The organism is Trichococcus sp. (assembly GCF_055118575.1).
The window spans coordinates 13,688-40,036 of sequence record NZ_JBSQPW010000012.1; the positions used below are offsets into that span (position 1 = coordinate 13,688).

Here is a 26,349-nt window from a genome sequence, read left to right on the forward strand (position 1 = left end):
CAATCACCTTTCCTGTCATCAAGGGTAACGATAATACGTTTCATCAAATCTTCCTAACTCTTTCAGTGTTTCGATTGTCTGCGTAAAATTCAGCTCATTCCAATACAATTCGAAGCTTGAGTCTTCTTCATTGTTAAGGAAATCCCTAAGCCTGCTGTTGGCTTCGCCGACCGACAATCGTAGGTTCTTGACCACCGCTTCGGCCAGCCCGCCCTGAATCCCTTTTTTCCGATCGAAGGGGATGCCGGTCAAATACGCCTCTGTTTTGATTTTTGAGGACGCGCGATCATAAAACAGAACAGAATCCTCAAAAATGAACCGGTCTTCGTGATTCGAGTGGCCAAATAGATCTGAAATACTGTTGTCTGGAGGATAACTGACTTCTAATAATAACACAATTTCGACTGTATGGAAGGGTTTATGCCACTCCAATCGCCATTCGCAAGGCAAGTGCTGGTCCTCCAATTCCTCCTGGATTTTGTCGAGCATACTTTTGTCCATTTTCATCCACCTCTTTCTTTCGCTTCAATATCGTTTTCTCGCTGTTTACCGCATTGTGATGAGGCTCTCAATCCATTGTAGCAAAAAATGAGAAAAAGATATATTCCGGGCTATGCACCAGCAGATCCTTTTCTCAAAAATGGCCTACGATTCTTTGGGAACGTTTTCTATAAGGGCGGTTTGTGCTATATTTAAGTCAGGCAAAAAGTTGGAGGGATATTTCATGACAGAACAATCAGAGCTCAGACAATCCATCGATTATTTAGTGACGCGCATCGCCAGGGATTACCAAAAAGAAGAATATCAAGACTGCTTGAAAATCCAGATTCCTTTCGGCCGAAGGGCTGAAATACTGCTGGGTGACGATTACCTCACCCCGGATGAAAAAATCATTTTTGAAGACGACATCGATCCGGCGATCAAAAGCGAGCTCTTCAAAGAGATCCTGCAAACCAAGACGGACAAGGTCTTCAAAAGCTTTTTGTTGGATATATTCGGTATGCAGCCGGTTCTTAATGAAAATTTATCCATCACGACCACTAAATCAGACAACAACCGATACATCATCATCAATTTCCAAGGAGCCTTGCCCTATTAAGCTTTCCTATCTCACAAGGCCTACATCAGCGTTGGCAGGAAAACAAAAAAATTAAGTTGAGTTTATGCGAAAAGCCTGATATGATGTTGATTAGAATATTTGCTTATTAATATTGCTTTTTTATGCTATACTGTTTAGGTAACAAGGACAACTAACGAGGTGTGCAAATATGGCAGATAAAAATCTAACAACTAAAGATATTCTGCAAAAAGAATTCAAAAGCGCTATGAGAGGCTATAATGTTGCAGAAGTCGATGAATATCTTGATATGATCATAAGAGATTATGAATCTTACCAAAAAGATCTTTCTTATCTTCAAAGCGAAAATGAACGTTTGATGAGCCGTGTGGACGAGTTGACGAAGCAAGCAGTTCTGGCTAAGCCGACCCAATCAAATGTATCTTCAGTCGGCAGCGGTGTTACGAATTTTGATATTCTGAAACGCCTTTCCAACTTGGAAAAACATGTATTCGGTTCAAAACTGGATGAAACCAACGAAGAAGCAAACTAGCAGCAAAAGACATTTGTAAATTTCGGGTAATTGCGGTCTCCTTCATGGAGGCTGAGGAAAGTCCATGCTCGCACAAGCTGAGATGCTTGTAGTGTTCGTGCTTAGCGAAACAATAAGCTAAGGCAATCGATAGATTGACGGCAGAAAAAAAGGCTAAGGGCTCCGCCTATGCCTGAGTATTCTTGAAAGTGCCACAGTGACGAAGCAGACGGGGAAACCTTTCTGGTGGAACGCGGTAAACCCCTCGAGCGAGCAACCCAAACTTTGGTAGGGGCACTCTTTCCAAGGAAATGAACGAGGGAAAGAGGCAGAAATGCAGATAGATAATTACCTCCGCCATCAGAGGCCTGGCTCCGGTGGCGCGACAGAACATGGCTTACAGAAATTTACAAATCAGGCTTTTTTCTTCAAAAGAATACGATCGAGGATGGGACAAGCTAATTTTTGTCCCATTTTTCGTGCATTATCCGGCAATTTCTAAGGCAAAACAAATAAGGAGTTTTCAATGAGAACATATCAATTAGTGGCCACGGCCGCAAGCGGCATCGAAGCCATCACCGGCAACGAGCTGAAGAGAATGGGCTACAACGTCCAAGTGGAGAACGGCAAAGCCTACTTCACCGGCACAGAAGCGGATATCATCACCACCAACCTATGGCTGCGCACCGCTGACCGCATCAAAATCGTGTTCGGCAAGTTCGAGGCAAAAACATTCGATGACCTTTTCGAGCAAACAAAAGCTTTACCTTGGGAACAAATCCTGCCGATGGATGCGGAATTCCCTGTTTCCGGTAAGTCGCAAAAATCGACTCTTTACAGTGTCCCCGATTGCCAAGCAATCGTCAAAAAGGCCATCGTCAACCGTTTGAGCGAATACTACCACCGTCGTTCCCGTTTGCCTGAATCCGGCGCACTCTATCCGATTGAAGTAGCCATCAACAAGGATGAAGTGATCCTGACGATCGACACAAGCGGTTCCAGCCTTTTCAAACGCGGGTACCGTTCCGAAAAAGGCGGCGCACCTCTGAAGGAAAACATGGCGGCCGCTTTGGTGATGCTGACCAATTGGTTCCCTGACCGCCCCTTCTACGACCCGACTTGCGGTTCAGGCACGATTCCGATCGAAGCGGCTTTGATCGGTTTGAACATCGCTCCGGGCTTGAAACGCTCCTTCCCTTCCGAAGAATGGAATATTTTTGAAGAAGGTTTATGGGATCGCATCCGCAATGAAGCCAAAGCTGCTGCAAACTTCGATGTGAAATTGGACATCGGCGGTTCGGATATCGATCCGCATGTCATCGCCATCGCGAAGAGCAATGCCGAAAAAGCAGGCGTAGCGGATTATGTCACTTTCAAACAATTGGCTTTGGCCGACTTCACGACAACCAAGGAATATGGCACAATCGTCTGCAACCCGCCTTACGGTGAGCGCCTCTCCGATCAAGAAGAAATCGAGATCCTCTACAAAGAGATGGGGCAAGTTTTCCGTCCGTTGAAGACATGGAGCAAGTACATCCTGACAAGCGAATTGCTTTTCGAAGAATTCTACGGCGAAAGAGCCACCAAAAAACGCAAACTCTATAACGGCAGATTGCGGACTGATCTGTTCCAATATTGGGGTACGCGCCCCCCAAGAATTAAAAAAGAGCTTGATACAAGCGAAACCAAAGAAAAATAGTTCTGGTTATATGAATAAAAGCAGTCTGGACGGCACCGTTGATGCGGGGGTTTCCAGCCTGCTTCATTTTTTTGATAGGAGATCATCCCTTGTCGGATTAAATCAGGTTATCCGACAACTTTTTGTATGAACCCGGTCCGGTTGTCGGATACTTTCCATGTATCCGACAAACTTTGCTGAAATTGTGCTCCGACTGTCGGATTATTCCACAATATTCGACAATTTCGATACGTTTGCGCATTAGTCACTCAAAAAGGCCATCCCCGTTTCAATGCAAGGGATGGCCTTTTTTGGGGCGATGGGCAGCTTGTCGGCTATTTTCGGACATTGCCGCCTTGACTCTCATTTATTCTTCTTTGTGAGCTGATAGAGCGCATTTTTGGCGAGGTTATCGGCCCCTTTGTTTTCCTTTTCCGGAATCCATTCCAAATACAGATTGGGGAACCCGGCCATGGCCTGCAAAGCCTCCTCCAGATACGGTTTGTGTTCCGCTTTTTTTGTGTATTTTTTCCTGATCGATTCGGCAACAAGTTTGCTGTCCGTGTAGCAAAAAATGAGCTGTTCCTGTTTGTTCTTCGCTTTCAGATGGCGCAACCCATAAAGGAGCGCTTCGAATTCGGCACGATGATTGTCCATTCTGGCATCCATCGACAGGCCTAACTGTTCCTGTACGCCGTCCTCGACGATCAAAACCCCGATGGCAGCGTAGCCTTCTTTCCCGGTGGCCGCCCCATCCACAAATAGTTTTATCACCTGTTCCACATCCTAAAAAACAAAGGTGAAAGGAAATCCCGGATGGATTCCCTTCACCTTTGCGGTTTACTGTACTTATTCTTATGATTCTGCCAAGACCATCACATTTGTGGCCTGCGGTCCTCTTACGCCTTCAGCGATTTCGAACTGAACGCGTTGCCCTTCTTCAAGTCTTTTGAAGCCTTCTCCAGCTATACCGGTAAAATGTACGAAAATGTCGTCATCCTGCTGATCGAGTTCAATAAAACCATAACCTTTATCGTTATTGAACCACTTTACTTTGCCAAATTCCATTGTACATCCTCCTTCAACACTCAATTCTTTGGAACTGCTTTCACAAAGACGGGTTACCCTCATTATAGAGAGGAAACCCAACCGAGTCAATTATTCTGCTGGATTCATCCGAAAAAACCAAAAAAATCGGCCAGCTTATTTTCCAATTGTCCGATTTTAGCACGGATGCTTTGTTCGCTGGACTCGCCTGTCGATCCGGTCCCGTTGTAAATGCGGTAGAGCACCTCCAACCACTCCGTCACGGATGGGATCGTCCTGTCTTCGAACGGATAAAGAAGCGATAATTGCATGAAGAAGGCATTCTCCATCGCATCCGCCAAAGTCGGATTTTTATTGGCGATTTCTTCTTTGATGTAAGCCATCCCATCTTTGTACATTTTTGAATCTATCAAGGGAACAACTTTAGCCAGATCGACTTTTTCTTCGGCTTCATCCAATCTGACAGTTACCGAGGGATGTAGGCCGCGCGCCAGAAATTGGTGGATGATTTCGGTCTTGAGCATCCGATGGAGACCGCTGTTCATAAGCAAACGTTGCGCTATCTTACTGAATTGGTCATCCTCCAACTCCTTCAATTGTTGCGCATATGCCTGTTGCTTGTGGAATGGCTGCGTATCAATGTTTTTTTCTGTCTGAAGGATTTCCGAACTTTTTTTAAGCTTCTTCTCCAAATTTTTCAGTTCAACTTTTTCGACTTCAGCCTCCAATTGTTCCAGAGCGAATTGATGCTCCATCGACAGGCCGATAATATTTTTCCGCGCTTCGATTTGTTCGCGAGCCGCATCATAAGCTCCGGACTGGAGCAGTCCTTTCATGTAGAGGAAATCGATGTCATCAACCGAGAAGGATGCCGCTATGTCTGGCCGCATTTCGCTTATGATGGCCAGACTTTTCTCTGCTTGATCGGTCTCCTGCAGCAACATGAGATAAAGCGGGAGAATATCGTCGGCTTGCTTGATGGCTATGGCTTTTCCGATCCATTCTTCCGCAAGCTGCAGATTTCCCTCTTCGAATGCCAACAGTCCTTTTTTCAAGTATCCCTCGTAATTTAATGGAAAAACAATTTTTTCTCCCATTTCCATCACCCCAATCTAAGCTGATTTTCTTGTTAGGTTATTATAACACAAATGCGAACGCGAAAAAAACCGCCCACACAGCTGCTGCTGTGCGGACGGTCGATAACTGTTCTTGAATCAATAGTTCCGGAATCGTTTCTGGCGTTGCTCAACCAATTCTGCTGGAGTCAGTTGCTTCAGCTCTTTCAGCTTGGCACTTAACTCACGCTTCAGTTCAAGCATGACATCATCCGATTTGCGGGCTACTTTCCTACGGGATTCCATAATGATTTTGTCGATGACGTCCAATGAGAAAAGATCATCCGGCGTCAACTTCATCACTTTGGCTGCTTCATCGGATCGAGAGGAATCTTTCCATAAAATGGAAGCAAAACCTTCCGGGGACAGAACAGAATACATGGTATTCTCCAACATCCACACTTCGTTGCCCATAGCCAACGCCAAAGCTCCGCCGCTGCCACCCTCTCCTATGAAGATGGCGATGAAAGGAACCGTCAATTGGCTCATCACCAAAAGCGACTCAGCGATTGCCTCACCGATGCCTCGATCCTCAGAGTCGACGTCGCAAAAAGCGCCTGAAGTATTGATGAATGTGACGATCGGACGATTGAATTTTTCCGCCTGTTTCATCAAACGGATCGCTTTACGGTAGCCCTCCGGATGCGGTGATCCGAAATTACGATAGACATTTTCAGTCACATCATGCCCCTTTTGCGTTCCGATGACAGTTACCGGCATGTCATCCAGCAATGCGATCCCACCGACGATAGCAGGGTCGTCACCGAACTTTCTATCGCCGTGGAATTCAACAAAACCTTCACAGATGGCATGGATCATTTCAGTCGCTGTCAGACGGGAGATGCTTCTCGCAGCGGTGATAATTTCTTTGACATCCTTCACTGCACTTCACCCGCCTTTTCTGCAGGAGCATGAATCAGCAAGATATGCTGCAATGCCCTTTTCAAATCTTTTCTGGCCACAATTTTGTCGATAAAGCCGTTTTCCAGCACTTTTTCGGCTGTCTGGAAGCCTTCAGGCAATTTCGCTTTGATTGTCTGCTCGATGACGCGTTTGCCGGCGAAACCGACAGTCGCCCCCGTTTCAGCCAGGATGATATCCCCTTGCATCGCAAAGCTGGCCGTTACGCCCCCGGTCGTCGGATCTGTCAGGACTGTGATGTACAACAGACCGGCTTTACTGTGATTGGAGACTGCAACGCTGACTTTCGCCATCTGCATCAAGGACATGATGCCCTCCTGCATTCTGGCGCCGCCCGAAGCTGTGAATACAATGATCGGGAGCTTTTCAATCGTTGCGCGTTCGAACGCGCGCGTCAATTTCTCGCCGACCACTTTCCCCATGCTTGCCATGATAAAGTTCGAATCCATCACACACAAAGCAACTTTATGATTATTGATGAATGCCGCGCCAGTCACAACCGCTTCGTCAAGTCCCGTTTTTTCTTTGGCAAGCTTCAATTTGTTCTCATAACCCGGAAAAGCCAATGGATTTTCTTCGGGCATAAGGGCGTTCCATTCATCAAAAGAGCCTTCATCAACGATATTGGAAATACGTTCGTATGCCGAAATCCTAAAATTATAGGCACAATGCGGGCATACTTTATCTTTCCCTAAGTCCTTGCTGTAGATCGTCTTTTGACAATTCGGGCATTTTTCCCATAAGCCTTCAGGAACGATCGGTTTCTGATCGGCTGCTTTTGAAGCGGGAACTTGAGCTATCGGAATGTAAGGACGCTTACGAAATAATTTCATTTCCTCACCTCTAGTGTGACTTCTTGACTATTTGATTTATACACTTTCCACTTCTTCAGGTGCCCAAGTTTTAAGGAACACGTTCTGAAGATATTCCGTATCATAATCTCCGGAAATGAAATTCGGATCCTGGAGAATATCTTCCTGGAAAAATTGGTTCGTGTCGACTCCCTCGATGACCAGTTCCTGCAGCGCTCGCCTCATTTTGGCGATAGCTTCACTTCTGTCGTCGCCTTTTGTGATGATTTTGGCGATCATCGAGTCATAGAATGGCGGAATCATATAACCACCATACATGGCGCTTTCGACGCGCAGTCCATTCCCGCCGCTAGGCAAGAAAAGGTAGTCGATTTTGCCGGATGAAGGACGGAAGCCCAAAGCCGGATTTTCAGCATTGATGCGGCACTCAATCGTATGGCCGCTGATGACAACCTCGTCCTGCGTAAAGGACAAAGGCTCACCGCTCGCGATACGCAATTGCTCTTTGACGATATCGATGCCGGTCGCCATTTCAGTTACCGGATGCTCAACCTGGATACGCGTGTTCATTTCCATGAAATAGAAACGTTGTTCCGTATCAACGAGGAACTCGATTGTGCCTGCGTTGGTGTAACCGACATGTTTAGCCGCTCGAATAGCGACATCCCCCATTGCTTTGCGTGTCTCCTCAGAAATGAATGTGGATGGACTTTCTTCCAACACTTTCTGATGATTGCGCTGAAGGGAGCAATCGCGCTCGCCCAGATGGACGACATTGCCGAACGAATCGCCTAAAATCTGTACTTCGATATGACGAGCCGGCGTGATGATCTTCTCAAGATACATGCGGTCATCCCCGAAAGCAGCTTTTGCTTCCGCTTTTGCTTGGCTGAATGCTGCCTCCAAGCCGTTTTCCTGGTAGACTTTCCGCATCCCTTTACCGCCACCACCAGCAGCAGCTTTCAGGATGACTGGATAACCGATTTTATTTGCTTGAGCCACTGCCTCTTCGTATGAAGAGATGTAGCCTTCGCTTCCCGGAGTGACAGGAACACCTGCCGCTATCATCGTTTTGCGGGCATTTGCTTTATTGCCCATCAGGTCGATGATGGTGGAAGAAGGTCCGATGAATCGGATATTCATTTCTTCGCACATTGTGGCGAATGCGCTGTTCTCCGAAAGGAAACCGAAGCCTGGATGGATGGCTTGGGCTCCTGTAACAACTGCTGCGCTCAAGATGCTTGTCATATTCAAATAGGAATCGCTCGCTTTTGCGGGACCGATACAGATAGCCTGAGTGGCCAGCTGTGTATGCAATGCTTCGCGGTCGGCTTCAGAATAGACCGCTACCGTTTGGATTCCTAACTCATGACAAGCACGAATGATCCTGACAGCAATTTCTCCTCTGTTTGCGATCAATACCTTCGTAAACATATTATCTACCAATGATGAATGTCATTTCAACTTCACAAACTTTTTTGTCTCCGACAAAAGCTTGTCCATAACCGATGCCCGCAAATTTCTTCAATTTGACGATATCTACTTGAAGACGCACTACATCGCCAGGAACTACTTTTTGACGGAATTTGACTTTATTCAATCCGCCTAAATAAGCAGTTTGTCCCTTGAAATCAGGCAAAGTCAACAAAGGAATAGAACCCGCTTGCGCCAATGCTTCAACGATCAGTACGCCGGGCATTACTGGTTCGCCTGGGAAATGTCCTTGGAAGAAAGGTTCATTGATTGTTACATTTTTATAGCAGACGATGTGTTCACCGGGCGTCAATTCCTCAACTTTATCGATGAAGAAAATCGGGTAGCGGTTAGGGATGATATCCATTACTTCTTGTGCGCTTAATAAACTCATTATATTAGTCTCCTTTTTATTAGACGATACGGAACAAAGGTTGGTTGTATTCAACGATTTGCTCATTCTCAACCAAAACCTCAACGATTTCCCCATCGAACTCGCTTTTGATTTCATTCATTAGTTTCATTGCTTCGACCAAGCAGACAACATCGCCTTTTGCGATATTTTGTCCTTTAGTAGCGTAAGGTTTCGCATCAGGAGTCGGTGCCAAGTAAACAACGCCGACGATCGGAGAAGTGATGATTTTCCCTTCTTTTGCAGTAGCCTCTTCAGAAACAGCCTCCTTGAGGTTTTGGACTGGAGCGATCACTGCTGGACTAGGAACTTCTGCCGGGATGTTGTCGCTTGACTGCTGGTTCGTTTGAACCAACTTGTTCTTCGACAACAGGAGCTGAAAGTCACCTGTCTGATAGTGCAACTCAGTCAAGGTTGAATCATCGATCAAGGAGATCAGGCTTTTTACATCTTCAATATTCATGTATTAAGCCTCCCATTTTTTGAAACATAGTATGGCATTGTGGCCGCCGAAGCCCAGAGAGTTACTCAATGTGTAAGTGACTTCTTTTTCACGTCCTACATTCGGGATGTAGTCCAGATCGCAATTTTCATCAGCCGTTTGGAAGCCGATTGTTGGTGGCATGAAATCATCTTGGATAGCTTTGACACAGGCAACCGCTTCGATACCGCCGGCTGCGCCCAGCAAATGTCCCGTCATACTCTTTGTGCTTGAGATAGCGACATTGTGAGCTTCTTCGCCGAATGCGTACTTGATTGCAGCCGTTTCGCCTGAATCATTTGCAGGCGTACTTGTTCCATGAGCGTTGATGTAATCGACTTGCGCTGGAGTGATGCCTGCTTCTTTCATCGCTAGGATCATCGCTTTGCCAGCACCGCTTCCATCAGCTGATGGAGCCGTCATATGATAGGCATCACAGGTGACGCCATAACCGACAACTTCAGCCAAGATGTTTGCGCCGCGTGCCAGTGCGTGATCAAGATTTTCAAGCATCAAAATGCCCGCACCTTCACCCATGACAAAACCATTTCGTTCTTTATCGAAAGGAATGGACGCACGGTCCGGATCGGTGCTAGTGGATAAAGCAGTCAGAGCCGCGAAACCAGCGATACCGATTTCACACACCGTAGCATCCGATCCACCTGCAAGCATCAAATCGGCATAACCATGCTTGATGCTGCGGAATGCTTCTCCGATTGAATTTGTCGCAGAAGCACAAGCAGTAACGATGTCCATGCTTGGTCCTTTAGCACCGAATTTGATGGCAGTATTTCCTGCCGCCATGTTGCCGATTGCCATCGGAACGAACATAGGTGGGACGCGTTTCGGTCCTTTTTCATGCATTTTGATGATGCCGGATTCCATTGTAATGAAACCGCCGACACCAGAGCCGATGGTAACGCCAAAGCGGTCCGCATCGATTTTTTCCATGTCGATGCCGCTTTGTTCCACGGCTTGAGCAGAGGCAGCTACCGCATATTGCGAAAACAAATCCATACGCTTGTATTCTTTTCGGTCCATATACTTGGTCGCATCAAAGTCTTTCACTTCACCTGCGACGGATATGCCCGTTTCGCTTGCATCAAAATTTGTGATGGCAGCAATACCGTTTTTACCGTTTTTGATGCCGTCCCAAAATTCAGTGACTGTATTTCCTAAAGGGGTGATAGCACCCATACCTGTAATAACAACGCGATTCATATTTATCCTCCTGTCTTACATGTACATGCCGCCATTGACACTGATGGTCTGGCCGGTGATGTAAGTATTCTCACTCAAGAAGACAGCAGTGTTTGCCACTTCTTCGGCTTTTCCAAATCGTTTCAATGGGATTTGCGTCAACATTTGTTCTTGAATCTTTTCCGAAAGAACATCCGTCATTTCCGTTTCGATGAATCCTGGTGCAATGGCATTACATGTAATGCCTCTTGTTGCAGCTTCACGGGCGACAGATTTCGTCAATCCGATGATGCCGGCTTTGCTGGCAGCATAGTTGGCCTGCCCTGTATTTCCGGTTTCACCGACTACGCTTGAAATGTTGATGATGCTGCCGGCTCTTTGTTTCAGCATTAGCGGCAAAGCGTGGCGGATCATATTGAAGGTACCCTTCAAATTCACTTGATAAGTGGCATCAAAGTCCTCCTCATCCATGCGCATGATCAATTTGTCGCGGGTAATCCCAGCATTGTTAACCAAAACATCCACGGAACCGAATAGTTCTTTGGCTTGGCTGACGATTTCTTTGGCAGTCTCAAAATCGCTGACATCTCCTAGGAGCGTTTTTACAGTTACACCGTAAGATTCCAGATGCGCAACTTTTTCTTCAGCAATCGGTTTACGTGCATTCAGAACGATATTGGCTCCACGTTTCGCATAAGCTTCAGCGATGGCTTCGCCGATTCCTCTTGAACTACCAGTGACGATGACCGTCTTTCCTTTTAAATCCAAGACTATCCCTCATTTCTTGTCTGATCTTCTTATTTTTGTAATCCTTCAAGGGTCTTGCTGAGGGATTTCAAATCCTCCACATTATATACAGCGACCTCTTTGTTGATTTTTTTGATGAATTTGCTTAAAGTCGTGCCTGGGCCGACTTCCACAAAGGTGTCCACTCCCAGTTCAACCAACTTGCGGACGCTGTCTTCCCAAAGTACCGGCGATTCGATCTGACGCACTAAAAGGCCCTTGATGGCGTCTTTCGCTACGATCGTCGCTTCGGTATTGCCTACGACAGGTATCCTCGGTTCACCCACGTTCACCTCAGCCAAAGCCACTTCCAACTTTTCCGCTGCAGGATGCAACAGTGCTGTATGGAAAGGACCGCTGACGTTCAACGGGATAATGCGCTTCACGCCTTTGGACTCAAGAATTTCGATGGCTTTATCCACGCCTTCGATTTCTCCGCCGATAACAATCTGCGTCGGCATGTTGTAGTTGGCAGGCGCGACATAGGCTGTCTCGCTCGCTTCCCGGCAAGATTCTTCGATGACAGAACGTTCCGCATTCATGACGGCAGCCATTTTCCCACGGCCTGCCGGCACAGCTTCGCTCATGTATTTTCCGCGTTTCGCTACGAGCGAAATAGCCTCATTAAAAGAAAAAGCATTGGCTTTCACCAGTGCTGTATATTCTCCGAGGCTCAATCCTGCAACAAAATCTGGCTGAATTCCCTTTTCAGCTAGTAATTGATCAAGGGCGTAGCTAACCGTTAAGATTGCTGGTTGTGTATATTCAGTTAAATGAAGCTTGTCATTCTCTTGGAAACATAATTCTGCAACATCGTAACCAAGTGTTGCTGAGGCTTCCTCAAAAACAGCGCGCACAACGGCATACTCGTTATAAAGTTCTTGACCCATACCGAAATATTGTGCACCCTGACCACTATAGACAAAAGCTGTTGCCATTATTTCACCTCTATAAATTTGTTACTCAGCCCACAATTTAGCTTGGGCCAAAATAACTTCTTTGCATTCCGTCATATACTCTTGTATGATCTCGTGACACGTTTGTTCCTTCGAAATCAAACCGGCGATTTGTCCGGCCATCATCGAACCGTAGTCTTTATCGCCATCAACAGTCGCTCTTTTCAGAGCGCCTTTGCCCATTTCTTCAAGTTTTGCCAAGTCCGGATTTTCCTTGCTTGTCTCTTCTTTTTCGACTTGCAGATATTCTCTGGTCAACTTATTGCGCAACACACGAACAGGATGTCCGGTAATCTGACCGGTAATGACTGTATCGATATCTTTCGCCTTGAGAATAGCATTCTTGAAGTTTTGATGTGCATTGGATTCTGTGGCAACTACAAAACGAGTACCTACCTGAACAGCAGATGCGCCCAACATGAAAGCAGCTGCCATCCCACGTCCGTCGCCGATACCACCGGCAGCGATGACTGGAATCGAAACGGCATCGACAACCTGAGGAACCAGGGCAAGTGTCGTTGTTTTCCCGATGTGACCACCGGATTCCATGCCTTCGACTACGACAGCGTGTGCGCCATCTTTCTCCATTCTTCTCGCTAAAGCTACGGAGGCCACTACCGGAATAACGGTGATGCCTGCTTCTTTGAATTGGTTCATATAACGGGCTGGACTTCCGGCGCCGGTTGTGACAACCTTAACGCCGGCAGCGATCACTGCTTCTACGATAGCATCGACATGCGGATTCAAAAGCATGATGTTTACACCGAAAGGCTTATCCGTCAATGCTTTCATTTTCGAAATTTTCTCATTCGCTACATCCACACTATCATGTCCAGTCCCGATAAGACCCAAACCACCAGCATTGGAAACAGCACTTGCCAAATCAGCATCCGCTACCCACGCCATTGCCCCTTGAATGATGGGATATTGAATACCTAATAATTCACATAATTCTGATTTCATACAAGGCCTACTTTCCTGCTACTGCTTATTCTGCTAATTGAGCGTCAACGTATTTAACTAAATCTTCAACAGTGTTGATGCCTTCGTCTGATTCGATTTTGATGTCGAATTCGTCTTCGATGTCGTTGATGATTTGGAATAAGTCTAAGCTGTCCGCATCTAAGTCTTCTCTGAAGTTAGTTGCTAATTGTACTTCTTCTACTTCTTTGTCCAATTGGTCCACGATAATAGCTTGAATTTTTTCGAATGTCATAATAAATTCCTCCAAATATGTTTTTTTTAGTTTAATGATACTACGATGGCTCCCCAAGTGAGGCCGCCACCAAATCCTGTCATCAGCACCTTATCTTTGGTGCCGAGTTGAATTTCCTTGGTTTGAACAAGCTGATCCAACAATATCGGAATGCTTGCTGCTGAAGTGTTGCCCGTTTCCGCAATGTTTGTGGCAAACAGTGAAAATGGCAATTTCACTTTTTTGCTGATTGCCTCCAATAAGCGCACATTTGCTTGATGAGCCAAAATCTTCTTCAGATCGCCATCAGAAAGATTTCCCTTCTCCATCACTTCGCGTATGACGCTTGGCACACTGCGAATTGCAAAATCAAAGATGGCTCTGCCATCCATCGTAAGGAAAGCTTGTTCCTTTTGCGAGGAGTCTCCATACGGATTTTCTACTTTCATCGTGTTCGCCACTAATGCCATATGGCGTCCACCATCAGAATGGATCGCTTCTGCAACGAAGCAATCATCTTCCGTTCGTTCCAACAACAAACCGCCAGCGCCATCCCCAAACAGAACAGCCGTAGAACGGTCTTCCCAGTTGACGACTTTTGACATTGTCTCAGCACCGATGATCATGCCATATTGATAGAGACCGCTCTGCATCATATGGAGACCGGTAGACAATGCGTAGACAAAGCCGGAACAAGCTGCATTGATATCGAAACAGAAAGCATTTACTGCGCCTATCTTTTCTTGCACTAAACAAGCAGTCGATGGGCTGAGAGCATCCGGCGTCATTGTTGCTACGATAATGAAGTCCAGTTGGTCTGCAGTGATTTTACCGTTTTGCAAAATTTTGACGGCCGCTTTGCTTGATAAATCGGAAGTATTTTCATCCTTCGAAATGTGTCGGCTGCGGATGCCTGTCCTTTTGCTGATCCACTCATCACTTGTGTCCATGATTTTAGACAGATCCTCGTTTGAGATGACCTGTTCAGGAAGATAGTGACCTGTTGCGCTAATCTTTGAACCCAATTTCATCAACCCTGTTCCTTGATATTTTGAACTAACCCAAATAAGAAACCGTGAAGATTGTTTAGGCCTTTCAGCAAAACTTTCACTTCCTGATCTTCCATATCGCGAATAGTATTTTTTACCATCTCTCTATGGAACTTATCATGAAGACGATACAGTAAGCGTCCTTTTTTGGTTAATCCTAGTTTTACGACTCTGCGGTCATTCTCCATCCGAATGCGTTCGACATACCCCTTTTTTACCAGAGCGTTTATGGCCACCGTCAAAGTTCCCGCAGTGATGTTCAATTTTTTTGCTACTTCAGAAGTTGTATGAGCTTGATACATGCCGATTGCCTCGACTGTATGCATCTCCTTGATGGATAAATCAGAAAACGTACTGACACGCAAAGCACGCTCTTCGATATCCAACACTTCACTGAAGACTGCTACGAGATATGAGTTAATTTTATCTATGGAATGATCCAAAGATAGCTCTCCTCCTTTCGATGCCCAATCAAACCACATGCGCTTGAAGGTCAAAATAGTTTGATGTTCAAACCTTTCGACTATCAAACTATATAAATTTTTATACAACCTGTCAAGCATTTCGATAATAATTTTTCTTTTATATCTTCCGTTATCTCTTCCGGTGCTGCAAGATTCATTGAATCCCTGCTACATTTAAAACGGTTACGTTGAACTGCAGGATAACCAGCTTGCTTGATATGGCATGCCACAACAAAAAGAAGCGACGATGAGGGCCGCTTCTTTTGCATATATGTATTAATCAACTTTAACAAATTCTTCAATGTCTTTGAAATTTACGATTGTTTTATCCTCGCAGATGTCTTTCATCGTGCCGGAGGACAAATCCCAGTAGATCTCTACGACGGCGCTATTTGTCAATAATTTCCGGATTACTCCTACCATTTCCTGCTTGCGGAAGGTAAATTTTATTTCGTCACCGATTTCAGGTCGTATAGATTCCTTGATGGCTTCGACGACTTCCAAAGCCTGCTCATACGATACGCCAAGCAGATTCGCAATACGTGAGTTGCTCGTGCCCTTACGTAATTCGCTCTCAATCATGGTTTTTGTTTCATCAGTAATATTTCGTACCATCTCCATTATCGCCTCACTTTTAAGAACCAGGAACTACAACACACTTACAAGTAGTAGTATACCACACTTTTCATCATTTAGCCTATTTTTCCAATTATTGCCTTTAACATCGAAACATATCTTTCATTTTATTGACAGCTGTCCGCAATTTCATTCTAAATAGGTATTAATTATCTGTTCAGTATGAGGTATAATAAGGATGTGAAGATTTTAACATTCTGTTTAGGAGGGATTTATGATGTTGAATGATCTGATTACGATACTGAAATATGAATACACGGTGCACCCAGGAGAATATTTCAATGTCGATACCTACTGGGTAAAAAACATGTCTGAAGTGAAGACTGTCATCATCGACCAGGATCATGTATTCACGAAAATGGTAAGTTTTTATCCCAAAAATTTTGTCATCTATTTGGAGCAGTTCCCTGACCAAAGCATCTATCGCACCAACTTTCCGCTGAAAAAAATTGATAACAGCGATTCGCATGAGGTTCTTTTCGACGAGACGACAAAAAATATCTTTGAATATCTGGATTGATTTCCGGATATCTTACAAGCCATTCTACAGAAAAAGACCGCTGCAAGGATAATAGTCCTTGCAGCGGTCTTTTCAATTATTTTTAGACGTCTCAAGAGAGATTCGAACTCCCGACCGTTCGCTTAGAAGGCGAATGCTCTATCCGGCTGAGCTATTGAGACAAAATGATTATTCGGCCAAACAAATTTGAAGAAGTTTCAAACCAGTGCCACAAGAAATGATTATACAGCAATCCGTTTAAATAGTCACCATAATTTTGACTATTTCCACAAAAAAATTTCACTGCTGCAACAAATAGATAATTATGTTTTGCTATCCATCTTCAGCACTGAACATCGCTCTGTGCCGAGAAAAAAAGCGTCACACCCGCTTCACAACGGATGTAACCCCTTCTCTGACAAGGACATTTGATCCTGAAAACAGATAGGACGTCTCAAGAGAGATTCGAACTCCCGACCGTTCGCTTAGAAGGCGAATGCTCTATCCGGCTGAGCTATTGAGACAAAATTTTGAGTCCTCAAAACGACTCACAACATTTAATATTATAGGCGATGACCAGCTTAAAGTCAATACTATTTCGTAGGAAGGTTTCGAGGTTTTCCTGCAGGTGAGCTCCTTATGTAAAAAAAAAAGTGATTTTCAGGCTGAGTACAGATTTGACTCAACCTGAAATCACAAATCATTCTGCGAAGAACGTATCCTTCACGGCTGCAGTGACTGCCAATTTGACATGCTCGTAGGTCAGTCCGCCTTGCACATACAAGAGATAAGGCGGTCTGATCGGCCCGTCTGCCGTCAATTCCAGGCTTGCGCCCTGAATGAAGGTTCCGGCAGCCATGATGACATCATCTTCATAACCGGGCATATAGGCCGGAATCGGTTTGACTGCTGCGTTAACCGGCGAATATTTCTGGATCGTCTGGGCAAAAGCAATCATCGCTTCCTTGCTCGGTAATGCGACCATCTGGATCAAATCAGTGCGGGGGCTGTCCCAAGCAGGGGTAGACGGTACGTTGCACTCCTCCAATAATCCTGCTGTATAGACAGCACCTTTCACCGCTTCGCCGACAACATGGGGCGCCAAAAATAAGCCTTGATACATCTCCAAAAGGCTGTAGAGTGAGGCGCCTGCTTCACGACCGATACCGGGAGTTGTCAGTCGGTATGCACACCGTTCAATCAGGTCCTCTCTGCCAGCGAGGTAACCACCCATCTTCACGATGCCGCCGCCCGGGTTTTTGATGAGGGAACCGGCAATCAGATCCGCTCCGACTTCAATCGGCTCAAGTGTTTCGACGAACTCGCCATAACAGTTGTCGACAAAAAAGACAACTTCCGGACCAACGTGCGGTCGGATTGCCGCAATCATCTCCTTAATTTCGTTTATTGTAAAGGAAGGTCTGGCTGCATAGCCACGTGAGCGTTGTATCGCGATTATTTTTGTTTTTGTACTGATTTTTCTAAGAACACTCGGAATATCCACTTTGCCGTCCGCAAGCAGATCGATATGCTGATAAGCGATGTTGAACTCTTTTAGGGAGCCGATTCCGTTTCCGGTCAAACCAACGATGTCCAACAACGTATCGTATGGCGTTCCGGTTACGTAGATCAATTCATCGCCGGGACGCAAGACTCCGAAGAGCGCAGTCGAAATAGCGTGTGTTCCGGAAATGATTTGCGGCCTGACCAAAGCGGCTTCAGCCTGAAAAATCTCTGCATAGACTTTCTCGAGCGTATCGCGGCCGTCGTCATCATAGCCATAGCCTGTGCTAGGATTAAAATGGTAATCGCTGACGCGGTGCTTCCGGAAAGCCTCAAGCACCTTGCCTTGATTAAATAAAGCCTTCTCCTGTATTTCTTTAAACACGGGCTGGATTTTGTTGTCCACTTTAACGACCAGATCCGCCAGTAGTTCTTCTTTATTCGTCACTTGCATCAGTTACTTTGTCTCCTAACCACTTTGAATTCGTTTTAGCATATCCTCTTAAGCGATATGCGTTTGTTTCCTCTATGTACTCAATGGATTCCACAAAGGTCTCTTGCTGCATCTTATTCATCGTCCGGGCTTCAGGGCCGCTTGCATCAATGTCCTTTGTATACGGAACCAACATTTTGGCGATTTCATCCCAGATGAAGTCCTTCAATCGGTTGATGTCGTCATCTTCAAGGGCAGAAATTACGATGTTCGGGAAGAGTCTCGGCTGGAAATCCGGGCTTGCAAGATCCCGTTTGTTGTAGATCGTCAACATAGGTGTCTTATCCATGTCCAAATCCTTCAACAATGCCAAGACGGTCTTCTCATGCTGATCGATGAAGGAAGTCGAAGCATCCACTACATGCAAAAATACATCCATATTGCGGCTCTCCTCCAACGTTGAATGGAAAGCATGGATCAACTGTGTCGGAAGGTCCTGGATAAAACCTACAGTGTCGGTTATAGTTGCCTGGAATTGATTAGGCAATGTCAGCTTCCTTGTCAAAGGATCCAGCGTTGCAAACAATTTATCTTCTTCCAACGTTGCTGCATCAGTCAAGCGGTTAATGACCGTCGATTTGCCTGCATTCGTGTAACCAATCAAGCCGATTTGGAAAACTTCGCTGGCATGGCGCTTTTCTCTTGCCCTTTGACGGTGAAGTTCTGTTTCTTCCAATGTCTTTTTGATTTCCTGCATCTGACTGTGTATATGTCTACGGTCGGTCTCGAGTTTTGTCTCACCCGGTCCTCTTGTTCCTATTCCACCGCCTAGACGGGATAAATTAACGCCTTGACCCATCAAACGCGGCAACAGATAACTCAACTGCGCCAAGGCTACCTGAAGTTTCCCTTCTTTACTGCGTGCGCGCATTGCAAAGATATCCAATATCAGTTGAACACGATCGATGACTTTGCAATCGACAGTTTCTTGGATGTTGCGCATTTGCTTGGAAGAAAGCTCCTGTTGGAAAATGACGGTATCTGCTTCTAATTCTGCACACAAATTCACTAGCTCTTCCACTTTCCCTTTGCCGATGACAGTGCGCGAATCCTTACGTTCCCTCTTTTGGGTCAATACGCCGACAACTTCCCCTAATGCGGTTTCGGTCAATTCAGCCAGTTCTCTCAGCTCATATTCAAAGGCTTCATCTGTTTGATTCGTCTGAACGTTAACCAAAATTACTTTTTCTTTCGTATTTTCCATAGAATTTCCAACTTTCTTTATACGTTCTTTATCATCCATCAGGCTAAGAACGCCTCGACTAAATCTTCGATTTTCTGCATATCATGGCTGTTCCGAACCAAATCAAACCAATGGATGCCGCTCATTCTGTTTCGAAACCAGGTCAACTGCCGTTTGGCATAGCGTCTGGAATTTTGCTTCAGCATTTCTGTGGCTTCTTCATATGTGATTTCACCATTGAAATAACCGAACCATTCTTTGTAGCCGATGCCTCTTGTCGCTTGCGTCTTGACGGGCAGTTTCCTGTCAAAAAGAGCTTTAGCTTCTTCAACCAGACCCTTATCAGTCATCAGATCCACCCGTCTGTTGATGCGATCGTAAAGGATACCGCGATCGGTGTCAAGCCCAATCAGCAAGGCGTCATAATGTGGAGCTGTCTCCCGATCTGCCTGATCCGAGAAACGCTTTCCGCTGAAGTGGATCACTTCCAAAGCGCGGATCACCCTTCTGCTGTTGTTCGGATGGATCTGTTCAGCTGCTTTGGGATCCTTCGCCTGCAATTGTTTCCATATGCACATGGCATCAGTCCGCTCCAACTCAGCCTCCAGTTGTTTCCGGTAGTCAGGATTTTCGGCAGCCACCCCGCCAAACTGCATATCAAACAATAGTCCTTCTATATAAAGTCCCGAACCTCCGACAACGATCGGTAGCTTGCCTCTGGCCAGGATCGACTCGATTGCTTGTCTGGCGTCCCTTTTGAAATCGGACGCCGTGTAATCCTGCTCCACTGGAATGATATCCAAAAGATGGTGCGGGATGCCTTCAGCCTCTTCCTCGGTCACTTTAGCCGTACCGATGTCCAACCCTGCGTACACTTGCATGGAATCGCCATTGATGATTTCACCGTTATATTTTTTTGCCAGTCGGATGCTCAGTGCGGTTTTCCCCACTGCTGTCGGTCCGACAATGACCATGATTTTCTCTAAATTTTTCTTTGTTTCAGACACCCTGAATCACCTTTCTCATCTGCAGTGCGCGTTCCGGATAATCCGTGATCATCGAATCGATATTTTTGCGCAGACAAACCTGCATTTCGACCTTTCGATTCACCGTCCAAACGCGTAGCGGAATCTTTGATTGTTCGAAAGGGGGCAGACTGCGCAGAATCGAGAATTTTGGATGCCAACCTTCCACAGCAATTCCTTCACCTAGATCCAGTCGTTGCTTGCCTTTCTTACTGAAAAGCAGGGCAATTTTCGAGTCTTGGCGCAACTCCTTGATTTTTTTCAAGGTTTCGTAATGGAAACTGGAGTAGATGACCGAAAATTGGGCAAGATAAGGCTCTGCCAAAGCAAGCACCTTTTCTTCGATTGCGGAATATTGAAACACATCCGTCTTCAATTCAACATTAAGGACGCCTGTAAAGTGATTCTCGGCCAAAAGGGTCAACACCTCCTGGAGCGTCGGGATACGGGCGTTGCTGTATTTCGGATCGAACCAACTGCCGGCATCCAGTTCCTTCAATTGCTTCAGCGTCATCTCTTTGACATAGCCTTTTCCGGATGTCGTGCGGTCCACGGTCTCGTCATGGATGACCACTACCTGACCATCCCTGCTTAAATGGACGTCCAGTTCGATACCGTCGCTGGAAACTTTCAGAGCTTCCTGAAAAGCCTCCAGTGTATTTTCTGGCCGGTTTCCGCGGCTGCCTCTATGCGCGATGATTTTAGTGTATGCCAATCTCTTCAATCCTTCCGGTCTGTTCTACTGCGCAGTTCTTCTGTTACGCTTTGTTTTTTTCGGTATCGGCCAACTCAAGCAATTCTTTCGCATGAGCCAGCGAAAGTTCCGTGATATCGGTACCTGCCAACATCCGCGCCACTTCGTTGATGCGTTCAGCACCGAACAGCGACTTGACATGCGTCTTTGTCCGATCGGCAATGATTTCCTTTTCTATATAAATGTGCTGATCCGCCATCGCCGCCACTTGCGGAAGATGCGTGATGCAAAGCACTTGTGAGTAACCGGCCACCAAGTGGATCTTATTGGCTATCGCCTGCGCTACCCTGCCCGAGACACCCGTATCCACTTCATCAAAGATGATGCTGGTGATGCCTTGGGTTTTGGTGAAAATGGCTTTCATCGCCAACATCATCCTTGAAAGTTCGCCACCGCTGGCAACCTTCGCCAATGCTTTTAAAGGTTCGCCGACATTCGTCGCAATATAGAATTCCACCTGATCCAAGCCGTTATCAGTGATTTGAACCTTTCCTGGTTGTTCATGGAACACCGTCTTGAAAAGGACCTTGTCCATGTACAATTCCTTCAGCTGCAGTTGGATCTGTTCTTCCAGAACGGTTGCAGCTTTCTTCCGGATAGTGGTCAATTGTCTGCCGACAGCCAAGATCTCTTCTTTTGCTTTGTTGTAGTCCACATTGAGTTTCTCAAGGTAGCTTTCCCGGTTTTCGATCAGATCCAGCTCTTGGGAAATTTTTTCGTAATGCCCCAGCACTTCATTGATTGTGTTTCCGTATTTCCGCTTCAACTGGCGGATCAATTCCAATCGGTTCTCGATTTCGTTCAAGCGCCCTTCATCGTAGGACAATTGCTCGATCTCCGACAGGATGTCACCTGCGCATTCCTGCAGTTGGTAATACGCTGCCGAGACCGAGGATGCAATTGCCTGGTAGACTGGATTGATGTCCTGCACTTTTTCCAGCGCCGCCATGCCGAGACCGATTTTGTCGATGCCGTTCTCTTCACTGTTCTGCATTGAATCGTACGCACTCGTTAAAGCCTGCATGACTTTTTGGTAGTTGACGAGCAGGTTCCGCTCCTCTTCCAATTTTTCATCCTCTGCAGCATCTTTCAACTGCGCTTGTTCGATTTCCTGGATTTGGAAAGTCAACAAGTCGATTCTTTGGACCGTTTCTTTCTCGTCCGTCTTCAGTTTGATCAGTTGCTTGCGTGTATCCACATATTTGGCATAAGTATTGAGATAGGTCGTTTTGACTTCTCTCAGTTCATTCCCGGCAAACTGATCCAGCAGGTCGATATGTTTTTGCGGATCCATCAATTCTTGATGCTCGTTCTGCCCGTGGATATCGATCAGCGTTTCGCCTACTTCACGCAGAGTCGCAACTGTCACGATTGTCCCGTTGACGCGGGAAATGTTTTTGCCGTTTCGGGAAAGTTCCCGCTGCAGCAAAACTTGGTTCCCGTCTGCTTCGATTCCGTATGACTCCAACACGGAAACTGTCTTGGCGTTTTCGGGAATACTGAAAAGCCCTTGGATGACCGTCTTGTTTTCGCCGTATCGAATCAAATCGTTGGATCCTCTTCCGCCTGCCAACAGACCTACGGCATCGATGATGATGGATTTCCCTGCGCCGGTTTCCCCAGTCAGCACGGTCATACCCTCGTCGAAACTCACTTGAAGATTTTCAATTATTGCAAAATTTTTAATGGACAACTCTTGTAACATTCCGTATTCCCCTTCGCAATGGTTCCTTAGTCACCTATTTATCGGAAATCGAGATTGATTTGCTCTTAAGCTGCAGGTAAGCCTCTTTGACGACTTGCTGGCTGTCTATTTCCGGAGAAATGATTCCCGGCGCATGATCATTAGCCTCTAAATGGACCAAAAATTCGATGTTTCCGGTCCCACCTGTGATGGGCGAAAAGCTCAGATTTTTCACATCAAACCCGGTCAGCGAAGCGAAATCCAAGATGTCCCGCAACACTTCATTATGGACTGCCGGATCACTGACGATGCCTTTTTTGCCGATTTTCCCTCTTCCAGCTTCGAATTGCGGTTTGATCAGCGCAACGACGTCTCCGCCGACAGCGATGATTTCCTTCAGGACAGGCAAAATCAGTTTCAACGAAATGAAGGATACATCGATGGAAGCCATCTCGGGCCTTCCTTTTTCAAAATCCTCAAGCTTGCTGTAACGGAAATTCACCCGTTCCATCACCTCGACGCGCTCATCCTGGCGCAACTTCCAATCCAATTGGTTGTAGCCGACATCCAGTGCGTAGCATAATTTCGCTCCATTTTGGAGCGCGACATCCGTAAAACCGCCCGTTGAACTGCCGATATCCAAAAAGATTTTGTCCTTAGGGTTCACTTGGAATAAAGCGATGGCTTTTTCAAGTTTCAATCCGCCACGGCTCACGTATTTCAATGTTTCTCCTTTTATGTGGAGCGTTTTCTCGACGGAAATTTTTTCGCCCGGTTTGTCGTAGCGCTGGTTGTTTTCGTCATAGATTTGCCCGGCCATGATCAATCTTTTGGCTTTTTCACGGGAATCTGTCAAGCCCTGTTGTACTACAAGTAAATCCAATCTTTCTTTTTCCATGATAATCTCCCGTTATATTCTGACATAATCCAATATTTGGCGGAATACATCTATTTTGTTCTCCGTATCGCCATTGGATAGTACCACTCGATTCAAACAGTCTTCCGCTTGGCGAATGACGTCGTTCAGTTCTTGAATGGCTCCGGCGATACCCAATAAGGATGGGTATGTATTTTTGTTCAATGCGGCATCATGATGGATGGTTTTGCCTGTCTCGGCCTCATCCAACACGACATCCTTCAGATCGTTGTGGATTTGGTATGCCAAACCTAAGTGTCTGGAGTATCTTTCCATCTCGGTTATGAACAGTTCATCCGCATCCGCGATGAGGCATCCCGCCGTGACAGCGTACCTTATCAATGCGCCGGTCTTTTTATCGTGGACTTGCTTCAACTCTTCTATTGTCAGTGCCTTCTTTTCACCCTCAACATCATCCATCTGGCCGGCGATCATGCCGTTCGGACCCGAGGCTTTCGCCAACAAGTCGATCAGTTTGATTCTTTTTTCCGCCGGAATGTCAGAGGATTGTGCAAGGATTTCAAATGCCGCCGTCAACAACGCATCACCTGCAAGGATTGCGGTGGATTCTCCGAATACTTTATGGGAAGTCAAGCGCCCCCGTCTGTAATCATCATCATCCATGGCCGGCAGATCATCATGGATCAAGGAATACGTATGGATATATTCCAAAGCGGCTGCGGCTGCGAAGCCATCCGCAATCTCACCGTCGGCCAACCAAAGCGTCGCCAACACTAAAAGAGGGCGAATTCTTTTTCCGCCCCCCATTAAAGAATACGCCATCGCTTTGTGCAGATTTTCTTGCGAAGGCACACGTGCATCCAATTCCGAGTAGAGGAAAGCATCGAATCGAGGCATCCATTCCGATTGAAATTCACTAAGATTCATGCCTGTCATTCTCCTTCGGTTTGGGTTGCCGGCGCTTCAAAATTCGCTTCCGAACCGTCCGGATTAACGATTTTTGTCAACGTTTTTTCAGCATTGTTCAAAGTGTCTTGGCAATATTTGCTGAGATCCATCCCGACCTTGAATTGCTCCAATGCCTCTTCCAAGGGGACATCCCCTGCTTCCAGTCTTGTTACAATAGCTTCTAATTGGTTCATCGCTTCTTCAAAACTTACTTTTTTTTCGGCCTTCATCATTTTTCCTCCACCACTTGTTTTACTTCCGCTTCGGCGTAACCGTCCGAAAAATTCACTTTCAATTTATCGCCGCTTTGCAATTCCTTGACGGATGCGACTACGTTCCCGTCCCTTGTCGTATAAGTGTACCCCCGCGACATGATCTTCAACGGGCTCAACAAGTCCAACGATTGCATAGCCGATGTCATGCGCATTTCCTTTTGTTTCAAGTAGCGGTCCATGGCCCTTTGCAGTTCATCGGTGACCTGCTGTCTGCGATTGCCGGCCAGCTGAACGTCTCTTGCCGGATTGCGGTTTTCAAGACGCAATTGCAGCCGTTGCGACTCATTGGAGCGCAAATGGATCTGCTGTTGCATCTGATTTGCCAGTCGTTGCTGCACCTGGTCGGCTTTGATGGCATAACCTTCATACATCCGCTCCGGTTGTCTGAAGATATACGATTGCATGGCGCGATTCAATCGTTGTTGTTGCATCGTATGCAGATGCCGCATTTTCTGATAGAGCCTGTTGTCGATCTGATGGATATAACGGATGACATCGCTCAACACCGGCACAGACAATTCTGCCGCTGCTGTTGGGGTAGCGGCACGGACATCGGCAACAAAGTCAGCCAATGTCGTATCCGTTTCATGACCTACAGAAGAAATGACCGGGACACTCATAGCCGCTATTTGCCGAACGACCGCTTCCTCGTTAAAGGACCACAGATCCTCGATGGAACCGCCGCCCCTCGCAACAATGACAGTATCAAAATCGCCTTTATCCTCAATCAATTTAAGATTGCTTACGATATTGGCAGCGGAATCCTTCCCTTGGACTATCGTCGGATAAAGCACGAGTTGTACAATCGGATATCTCCTTTTGACGGTCGTCATGATGTCACGGATGACCGCACCGCTTGGACTGGTCACAATGGCTATCCGCTTAGGAAAGACAGGAAGCTTTTTCTTCGGTAGCGAAAACAACCCTTCGCGCGTTAATTTTTCCTTCAGTTCCGAAAAGGCTTGGTACAAAGCACCGATGCCATCCGGTTCCATATGTTCGACCATTATGTTGTAGGTTCCGCCCGATTCGTAGACATTCACCCGTCCAATGAGCAGGACCTTCATCCCTTCCTTGGGCTTGAAGGCTAACTTGTCGAATCTGCCTTTGTACATCACCGCAGAGATGACAGCATGGTCATCCTTCAGGCTAAAGTATTGATGGCCCGGACGCGGACGATAATTGGATATTTCACCAGTAAGGTAGACACGTTCGAGATAAGGATCGGCATCAAATTTTCTTTTGATGTATTTGGTTAAAGCGGTGACGCTGAGATAGACAGGTTCCAACTTTG

At 46.2% G+C, this 26,349-nt stretch carries 30 protein-coding genes, 2 tRNA genes and 1 other RNA gene; 5 read left to right on the forward strand and 28 right to left on the reverse strand.

Annotated elements, in window-relative coordinates; translation table 11 throughout:
- Nucleotides 1-18: 18 nt before the first annotated feature.
- Nucleotides 19-501 (reverse strand): DUF3013 family protein, encoded by a 483-nt coding sequence (locus ACTCCX_RS04730; protein WP_463274992.1) that lies wholly within the window; start codon nt 499-501, stop codon nt 19-21.
- A 223-nt stretch (nt 502-724) separates the two neighbouring features.
- On the opposite strand from ACTCCX_RS04730, the gene ACTCCX_RS04735 reads away from it, so the two are divergent.
- From ACTCCX_RS04735 to ACTCCX_RS04750, 4 genes are all read left to right on the forward strand, one after another.
- Complete coding sequence (locus tag ACTCCX_RS04735; protein ID WP_463274993.1) at nt 725-1,099, forward strand: hypothetical protein; 375 nt, start codon at nt 725-727, stop codon at nt 1,097-1,099.
- A gap of 169 nt (nt 1,100-1,268) precedes the next feature.
- Nucleotides 1,269-1,610, forward strand: a complete 342-nt coding sequence (gpsB, locus tag ACTCCX_RS04740; RefSeq protein ID WP_068559682.1) for a cell division regulator GpsB — start codon at nt 1,269-1,271, stop codon at nt 1,608-1,610.
- Nucleotides 1,611-1,628: 18 nt separating this feature from the next.
- An RNA gene (gene rnpB, locus ACTCCX_RS04745) (RNase P RNA component class B) lies at nt 1,629-1,994 on the forward strand.
- Between the two features lie 121 nt (nt 1,995-2,115).
- Complete coding sequence (locus ACTCCX_RS04750; RefSeq protein ID WP_463274994.1) at nt 2,116-3,288, forward strand: THUMP domain-containing class I SAM-dependent RNA methyltransferase; 1,173 nt, start codon at nt 2,116-2,118, stop codon at nt 3,286-3,288.
- A 342-nt stretch (nt 3,289-3,630) separates the two neighbouring features.
- On the opposite strand, the gene ACTCCX_RS04755 is transcribed toward ACTCCX_RS04750, so the two are convergent.
- The 16 genes from ACTCCX_RS04755 to ACTCCX_RS04830 all read right to left on the reverse strand — a co-directional run bounded on the left by ACTCCX_RS04755 (nt 3,631) and on the right by ACTCCX_RS04830 (nt 15,793).
- A complete protein-coding gene (locus ACTCCX_RS04755; protein WP_463274995.1) occupies nt 3,631-4,041 on the reverse strand; it encodes a ribonuclease HI family protein in 411 nt (136 codons plus the stop codon).
- Between the two features lie 81 nt (nt 4,042-4,122).
- The gene (locus tag ACTCCX_RS04760) at nt 4,123-4,335 is read right to left on the reverse strand and encodes a cold-shock protein (protein ID WP_463274996.1); all 213 of its coding nucleotides are present in this window, start codon (nt 4,333-4,335) and stop codon (nt 4,123-4,125) included.
- Between the two features lie 104 nt (nt 4,336-4,439).
- Entirely contained in the window at nt 4,440-5,411 is a 972-nt protein-coding gene (locus tag ACTCCX_RS04765; RefSeq protein WP_463274997.1) for a tetratricopeptide repeat protein, read from the reverse strand.
- Nucleotides 5,412-5,528: 117 nt separating this feature from the next.
- Entirely contained in the window at nt 5,529-6,311 is a 783-nt protein-coding gene (gene accA / locus ACTCCX_RS04770) for an acetyl-CoA carboxylase carboxyl transferase subunit alpha (protein ID WP_463274998.1), read from the reverse strand.
- Nucleotides 6,308-7,183 (reverse strand): acetyl-CoA carboxylase, carboxyltransferase subunit beta, encoded by an 876-nt coding sequence (gene accD / locus ACTCCX_RS04775; RefSeq protein WP_463274999.1) that lies wholly within the window; start codon nt 7,181-7,183, stop codon nt 6,308-6,310. Before accD ends, accA begins: the two co-directional genes overlap by 4 nt.
- 36 nt (nt 7,184-7,219) lie before the next feature.
- Complete coding sequence (locus ACTCCX_RS04780; protein ID WP_463275000.1) at nt 7,220-8,596, reverse strand: acetyl-CoA carboxylase biotin carboxylase subunit; 1,377 nt, start codon at nt 8,594-8,596, stop codon at nt 7,220-7,222.
- A gap of 1 nt (nt 8,597) precedes the next feature.
- Nucleotides 8,598-9,029, reverse strand: a complete 432-nt coding sequence (gene fabZ, locus ACTCCX_RS04785; RefSeq protein WP_276646254.1) for a 3-hydroxyacyl-ACP dehydratase FabZ — start codon at nt 9,027-9,029, stop codon at nt 8,598-8,600.
- A gap of 19 nt (nt 9,030-9,048) precedes the next feature.
- The gene (accB, locus tag ACTCCX_RS04790) at nt 9,049-9,510 is read right to left on the reverse strand and encodes an acetyl-CoA carboxylase biotin carboxyl carrier protein (protein ID WP_463275001.1); all 462 of its coding nucleotides are present in this window, start codon (nt 9,508-9,510) and stop codon (nt 9,049-9,051) included.
- Between the two features lie 3 nt (nt 9,511-9,513).
- Complete coding sequence (fabF, locus tag ACTCCX_RS04795; RefSeq protein ID WP_463275002.1) at nt 9,514-10,749, reverse strand: beta-ketoacyl-ACP synthase II; 1,236 nt, start codon at nt 10,747-10,749, stop codon at nt 9,514-9,516.
- A 15-nt stretch (nt 10,750-10,764) separates the two neighbouring features.
- Nucleotides 10,765-11,496 (reverse strand): 3-oxoacyl-[acyl-carrier-protein] reductase, encoded by a 732-nt coding sequence (gene fabG, locus ACTCCX_RS04800; RefSeq protein ID WP_068559704.1) that lies wholly within the window; start codon nt 11,494-11,496, stop codon nt 10,765-10,767.
- Between the two features lie 29 nt (nt 11,497-11,525).
- The gene (gene fabD, locus ACTCCX_RS04805) at nt 11,526-12,452 is read right to left on the reverse strand and encodes an ACP S-malonyltransferase (RefSeq protein WP_463275003.1); all 927 of its coding nucleotides are present in this window, start codon (nt 12,450-12,452) and stop codon (nt 11,526-11,528) included.
- Nucleotides 12,453-12,473: 21 nt separating this feature from the next.
- Nucleotides 12,474-13,433, reverse strand: coding sequence for an enoyl-[acyl-carrier-protein] reductase FabK (gene fabK / locus ACTCCX_RS04810; RefSeq protein ID WP_068559708.1), 960 nt, complete (start codon nt 13,431-13,433; stop codon nt 12,474-12,476).
- A gap of 25 nt (nt 13,434-13,458) precedes the next feature.
- Nucleotides 13,459-13,686 (reverse strand): acyl carrier protein, encoded by a 228-nt coding sequence (locus tag ACTCCX_RS04815; protein WP_068622893.1) that lies wholly within the window; start codon nt 13,684-13,686, stop codon nt 13,459-13,461.
- A gap of 26 nt (nt 13,687-13,712) precedes the next feature.
- The gene (locus tag ACTCCX_RS04820; protein ID WP_463275004.1) at nt 13,713-14,696 is read right to left on the reverse strand and encodes a beta-ketoacyl-ACP synthase III; all 984 of its coding nucleotides are present in this window, start codon (nt 14,694-14,696) and stop codon (nt 13,713-13,715) included.
- Nucleotides 14,696-15,157: a fatty acid biosynthesis transcriptional regulator FabT gene (gene fabT, locus ACTCCX_RS04825; RefSeq protein WP_463275005.1), complete on the reverse strand. Its 462-nt coding sequence runs from the start codon at nt 15,155-15,157 to the stop codon at nt 14,696-14,698. Before fabT ends, ACTCCX_RS04820 begins: the two co-directional genes overlap by 1 nt.
- Nucleotides 15,158-15,454: 297 nt before the next feature.
- A complete protein-coding gene (locus tag ACTCCX_RS04830; protein ID WP_068559835.1) occupies nt 15,455-15,793 on the reverse strand; it encodes a hypothetical protein in 339 nt (112 codons plus the stop codon).
- Between the two features lie 235 nt (nt 15,794-16,028).
- Here ACTCCX_RS04830 and ACTCCX_RS04835 point away from each other — a divergent pair, with 235 nt between their 5' ends.
- A complete protein-coding gene (locus ACTCCX_RS04835) occupies nt 16,029-16,334 on the forward strand; it encodes a hypothetical protein (RefSeq protein ID WP_143148175.1) in 306 nt (101 codons plus the stop codon).
- Between the two features lie 87 nt (nt 16,335-16,421).
- Here ACTCCX_RS04835 and ACTCCX_RS04840 read toward each other — a convergent pair.
- From ACTCCX_RS04840 to xseA, 11 genes are all read right to left on the reverse strand, one after another.
- A tRNA-Arg gene (locus ACTCCX_RS04840) sits at nt 16,422-16,495 on the reverse strand.
- A 268-nt stretch (nt 16,496-16,763) separates the two neighbouring features.
- Nucleotides 16,764-16,837, reverse strand: a tRNA-Arg gene (locus ACTCCX_RS04845).
- 176 nt (nt 16,838-17,013) lie between these two features.
- The gene (locus ACTCCX_RS04850; RefSeq protein WP_068559717.1) at nt 17,014-18,270 is read right to left on the reverse strand and encodes a methionine gamma-lyase family protein; all 1,257 of its coding nucleotides are present in this window, start codon (nt 18,268-18,270) and stop codon (nt 17,014-17,016) included.
- Nucleotides 18,254-19,513, reverse strand: coding sequence for a GTPase HflX (gene hflX, locus ACTCCX_RS04855; RefSeq protein ID WP_463275006.1), 1,260 nt, complete (start codon nt 19,511-19,513; stop codon nt 18,254-18,256). Before hflX ends, ACTCCX_RS04850 begins: the two co-directional genes overlap by 17 nt.
- A 38-nt stretch (nt 19,514-19,551) precedes the next feature.
- Nucleotides 19,552-20,466 (reverse strand): tRNA (adenosine(37)-N6)-dimethylallyltransferase MiaA, encoded by a 915-nt coding sequence (gene miaA / locus ACTCCX_RS04860; protein WP_068559839.1) that lies wholly within the window; start codon nt 20,464-20,466, stop codon nt 19,552-19,554.
- Nucleotides 20,467-20,491: 25 nt separating this feature from the next.
- Entirely contained in the window at nt 20,492-21,232 is a 741-nt protein-coding gene (locus ACTCCX_RS04865) for a glycerophosphodiester phosphodiesterase (RefSeq protein WP_068559719.1), read from the reverse strand.
- A 43-nt stretch (nt 21,233-21,275) separates the two neighbouring features.
- The gene (gene recN, locus ACTCCX_RS04870) at nt 21,276-22,976 is read right to left on the reverse strand and encodes a DNA repair protein RecN (RefSeq protein ID WP_068559722.1); all 1,701 of its coding nucleotides are present in this window, start codon (nt 22,974-22,976) and stop codon (nt 21,276-21,278) included.
- A gap of 34 nt (nt 22,977-23,010) precedes the next feature.
- Complete coding sequence (locus ACTCCX_RS04875; protein ID WP_068559723.1) at nt 23,011-23,853, reverse strand: TlyA family RNA methyltransferase; 843 nt, start codon at nt 23,851-23,853, stop codon at nt 23,011-23,013.
- A gap of 12 nt (nt 23,854-23,865) precedes the next feature.
- The gene (locus ACTCCX_RS04880) at nt 23,866-24,759 is read right to left on the reverse strand and encodes a polyprenyl synthetase family protein (protein ID WP_086988074.1); all 894 of its coding nucleotides are present in this window, start codon (nt 24,757-24,759) and stop codon (nt 23,866-23,868) included.
- Nucleotides 24,760-24,764: 5 nt separating this feature from the next.
- On the reverse strand, nt 24,765-25,010 hold the full coding sequence (locus tag ACTCCX_RS04885; RefSeq protein WP_068559727.1) for an exodeoxyribonuclease VII small subunit: 246 nt from the start codon (nt 25,008-25,010) through the stop codon (nt 24,765-24,767).
- Nucleotides 25,010-26,344: an exodeoxyribonuclease VII large subunit gene (gene xseA, locus ACTCCX_RS04890; RefSeq protein WP_068559729.1), complete on the reverse strand. Its 1,335-nt coding sequence runs from the start codon at nt 26,342-26,344 to the stop codon at nt 25,010-25,012. Before xseA ends, ACTCCX_RS04885 begins: the two co-directional genes overlap by 1 nt.
- Nucleotides 26,345-26,349: the final 5 nt, after the last annotated feature.